Origin of the sequence: Thalassobacterium maritimum (assembly GCF_031127805.1) — a bacterium.
Taxonomy (GTDB): domain Bacteria; phylum Verrucomicrobiota; class Verrucomicrobiia; order Opitutales; family Coraliomargaritaceae; genus Thalassobacterium; species Thalassobacterium maritimum.
Genome location: NZ_JARXHW010000100.1, coordinates 1 through 3,878, shown reverse-complemented (window position 1 = coordinate 3,878; position 3,878 = coordinate 1). Strand labels below are relative to the sequence as shown.

The following is a 3,878-nucleotide window of genomic DNA, read 5'->3' as shown; positions in this document are numbered from 1 at the left end:
CTCTGAGCTGTGATTGGGCTTACTTGGTTTTCCATGCCCTAGAGATTAACCTAAAATTAGGCTCTCGTATAGCGGGTCAATGTTCGGACGATAACGAAGAGTGGCGCGCCTATGGCGTTGCCACCTCTGGCTGGTTCGCTCCTTGGGTTTTCGTAATAGTGTGTGGTCCGATTAGGATGGTCTGGCCTGAACTTATATCTTCTATTCCTGATGACGACTCCTTGAGGGTGAGTAGTCTCTCAGAACCAAGGTGCTTTGCTGATAGGATAGATGTGAATTCTATCGATTCATTCGGTTTTACTTCAATCCAAGCGATTTTTCCGATGCTACCACACATCGATGAGTTCAGCTTTTCCCACGTCTGGCTTTCTTTCTCTTTTATGTATGACTCAATGTGGTAGTAATAGCGGCCGTTCCCAAAATTCTGCCCGAGGATATACATTCTGTTTTGGGATATGTTCTGTATTTTTTGGACTAATTGAAGCTCAGGCTCTCCCGCATAATTCTCTCGGTGGTAAGATTCCATTTTCGTCTCAACTATAGCCCATTCACCAAAACATTGAAGCGTCGATAGGATAAGAAATATGGAGATGACTAGTTTCATTTTTCTAGCGAACGTGGAGCGTGATCACCCAGTCTGCGAGACTAGACTTTCTGAAAACTTGTCAGCAAACCGAGCGCGTAAAATGGGTTGATCACCGCGTCTGGATCTACGCTTCATTTGGTCGGTTGATTGTGGTTGGTCGGGTGTTTTTCATCCTTTTGGATTCTCTTCTTTTTTGTAAATCCAATCGAGCAGTTTATGCGATGAGAAAAAATCGTAGAGTGATAGAAGGAACCAGATGCCAATGAAGATGAGACCAAGGAGTGCAAATGTGTCTTTCGGATCCGAATACAGAAAAAAGCACATAGCTCCAAGCGGCAGGGAAACGATCAAGGGATTCCAGTTCAGTCTTCTTGCTCGTGGATGCTTCATTTTATTTTACTTCTGTAGATCGTGGAGCACTATCGCGACTGAAGCGCGGAGCGCGAAAGGAGTTGATAGGTGCGACTGGATCTACGCTCCATTGGAGTGTTGGTTGTGGTTGGTCTGGGCCTGGTATTCTTTCCGTCGGAGTCAGCTTTCTTTGAATCTGTTGCTTAAATACATTTGCTCCAGTTTGTTTGCTGAAACGAAATAGTAGTTCTTTCTGAACCCGCATTCACATTCAATTCGGAAGCTAGTTCGCATGAATCGAAAATACATGACGTCGTGCAGGATTCCTTTTTTGTAGTCACCCATAACTATTTCACCGCATTTAGGACAAGGAATGTCGATCGTCGTAGCCATGTTTCTTTCTGTAGATCGTCGAGATGTGGCACGAAGTGAGCGCAGCGAACGGAGTTGTCCACTATCGACTGGTTGGACTCTTTCCATTTTCGCCAAACTCAAATCTAGCTGAACGAGCACTATGAACAGCCTCTCTAACATCATCAAAAAGCCCGTTCCATTCAAAATCCGCTTCGGTTAGACCACCAGTGTGAGTATAGAACCTACCTTCGTCTCGCGGGTAGTTATGATACATGGATATTACACAATCATAACCAGACTCCTCCCCAACTATTATTTCATCAGAGTCCGTTGCCTTACCTACTAATGCATAGCTCCGCTCATCGGGTGTTCCCTCGAGTAAGATGCATGATTGCTCGGTGCCCTTAACTAGCATTTTTACTTTCTCTAATTCTTTTTGGCTAAATCTTCCTGCTTTAACTTCTCCCCACAATTTAACTTGAGGGAAGAAGAAGTCAGGTAGGTATCTAATTCCATTATCAAATTCAAATCCTTCGGGTTCATATTCCCATTCGATTCCGATCTCGTCGAAATATATCGCCCATCTAGCTTCTAGACGGGAACGAAATCTGTATCCTCGATATGCTGTTTCGATTGCTTTCATTTTTTGTCCAACGATGAGGACAGGCAACCCGCCTGACGAGTTCGAAGTCCTGTTGTTTTTTAGAGTTTTACGGGCGGGTTATCGGGTTGTCCTGCTCCGACTGGATCTCACCTCTGGTCTTCTCTGGGGTGAATACGTAGTCGGGGTCATCTGGATTAGATTGCTTCTTCTTTTTCTCTTTTGGAATCCCGAATATCGAAAATGCCAAAAGCATCACGATTATGAGGATCCACGCTGTAGTCTCAAAAATCGGGATAGAATTACTTCCAGAGTTAAATCCGCCAAATGCTTTGGTCATAAAGAGCCCATAAGCCAAAATCGGTATTGCTGCGATCCCGATCAGACCTGCTAGCGCTCTCAATATTCCTTCCATTTTTTCTGAGATCGTAGAGGAATATCGCAAATGAGCGCAGCGAATGCAGTTGATATGTCCGTCTGGTTCGACCTGTTGGTTGGTGTGTGTGGAATTGGGGTTGGAATCCTTCTAGTTCCCATCTCGGTTGCTTTAGTTAATTCTTTTTCTCAATCGCCCCTGATATTTTGGTTAGACCGTCAAAAACAGCAGACCCAAACTGGTGCGTTTTCGCAATTTCGTTTTCGCTTAGGTGCGTCAATAGCTTCTCGTTCTGGTCTGATAGCTTGGTTTGGAAGGCTTCTATTCTATTTAATTCTTCTTTACGAAATTGGTGGCCGAGAAACGCTCCGACTACTCCTCCGAGTATGGTTCCAGCTACGGCGATTAGGGATGCTATGTAAGGGTCCATCATTTTTTAAATTATTTTCGTCGAACGCAGAGCTGACTCGATGGCGCGTTAGCGACATTGAGTCTAGCGACTGGTTATCTCAATTCGTTTATTTGGGTTCAACAGGCTTAAATTCAATATTTGTCCATTTCTTATCCTCTGCAAGATCGACGATGCGTTGGGTGCAGAAGAGCCAATGATTATAATATCCCTCGTTGGAGATTAAATCTTTCCCCGTATAATTTCTAAGCTCGTATGTAAATTTGTAGGCATTCGAGGGTTCTTTATCGATGTAAAGTTTGAGCTGAGATGCCGCTTCGACTACAAAATACCGAGGTGCCTCTTCTAGCTTTAAGCGGCTCTTTTTGTTGTTCTCGATGCTGTCAATTGGGAACTCCGTAACGTCCAGAAGTTCAATGCCTTCGGTTTTCAAGTCATCCACAACCTTTTGACTTACGAAAAACCTTACATGACCGCCACCGCAGAATAATATATCGGGCCAAAGCCTTTTGCTTGAGTCGATTTCAATCCCAGGCCTAGAACCGCAGAGTTTGATGAACTCGTCATTTCTTTCTTTCATCTTTGGATGCACGAAGCTCTTGCGATCTGCTAGAGGAGCGTAACCAGTTGCGTAGGCATAAGAACTCCCGTAGGTATCACCTGCTCTTATTTCATACAGCTTCGGGTTCATTTTTCTTAGCTAACGTAGAGAGGAGGCGCAAGTGAGCGCAGCGAACGCAGTTGCCTCACTCGACTGGTTAGACTTTTGGTGGTTCGATTTTACCATCAGCCCCAAAGTCACACTTCGAGCACATCCATTCCATAGTCATTCCCGGTGGAAATTGAGACATGATAGGATTGTTTGTGCAATGTGGACAATAGGGGCGCTTCTCAAAAGTCCCATCCGATTTCTTTTTCCAAAGAAGTCCCTCCGATTCAACGAACCCGACTGGCTCAAGGCGCTTAAGCTTATTCTTAAGGTGGTTATTCTCAGATTTGAGAATTTCTATCTTCGAGTTCTGTTCTTCTATAAACGCACGAAGCCGAGCATTATCAGGAAGCCCTTTGAGTATGTCATCAATTATGCTCATAAATTTTTTTCGACTAACGGTGAGGACTGGCACCCAGCCCTAGGGTTTTGGATTAGTGAGGGTTGTCGAATATCTGGCGCGTAAAATGGGTTGACCAGCTCCGTCTGGAT

At 44.5% G+C, this 3,878-nt stretch carries 6 protein-coding genes; all 6 read right to left on the bottom strand.

From position 1 onward, the window contains the following. Window positions 1-109: 109 nt before the first annotated feature. The 6 genes from QEH52_RS19100 to QEH52_RS19075 all read right to left on the bottom strand — a co-directional run bounded on the left by QEH52_RS19100 (window position 110) and on the right by QEH52_RS19075 (window position 3,768). A complete protein-coding gene (locus QEH52_RS19100; protein WP_308952554.1) occupies window positions 110-604 on the bottom strand; it encodes a hypothetical protein in 495 nt (164 codons plus the stop codon). Between the two features lie 787 nt (window positions 605-1,391). Further along, window positions 1,392-1,934 (bottom strand): PDDEXK family nuclease, encoded by a 543-nt coding sequence (locus QEH52_RS19095; protein WP_308952553.1) that lies wholly within the window; start codon window positions 1,932-1,934, stop codon window positions 1,392-1,394. A gap of 67 nt (window positions 1,935-2,001) precedes the next feature. Beyond that, window positions 2,002-2,307 carry a hypothetical protein gene (locus tag QEH52_RS19090; RefSeq protein WP_308952552.1) on the bottom strand — a complete coding sequence of 102 codons (306 nt, stop codon included), beginning with the start codon at window positions 2,305-2,307 and terminating at the stop codon, window positions 2,002-2,004. A gap of 136 nt (window positions 2,308-2,443) precedes the next feature. Then, window positions 2,444-2,701: a hypothetical protein gene (locus tag QEH52_RS19085; RefSeq protein ID WP_308952551.1), complete on the bottom strand. Its 258-nt coding sequence runs from the start codon at window positions 2,699-2,701 to the stop codon at window positions 2,444-2,446. A gap of 85 nt (window positions 2,702-2,786) precedes the next feature. Next, window positions 2,787-3,368, bottom strand: coding sequence for a hypothetical protein (locus QEH52_RS19080; protein ID WP_308952550.1), 582 nt, complete (start codon window positions 3,366-3,368; stop codon window positions 2,787-2,789). Between the two features lie 67 nt (window positions 3,369-3,435). Beyond that, window positions 3,436-3,768, bottom strand: a complete 333-nt coding sequence (locus tag QEH52_RS19075) for a hypothetical protein (protein ID WP_308952549.1) — start codon at window positions 3,766-3,768, stop codon at window positions 3,436-3,438. Between the last annotated feature and the right edge of the window lie 110 nt (window positions 3,769-3,878).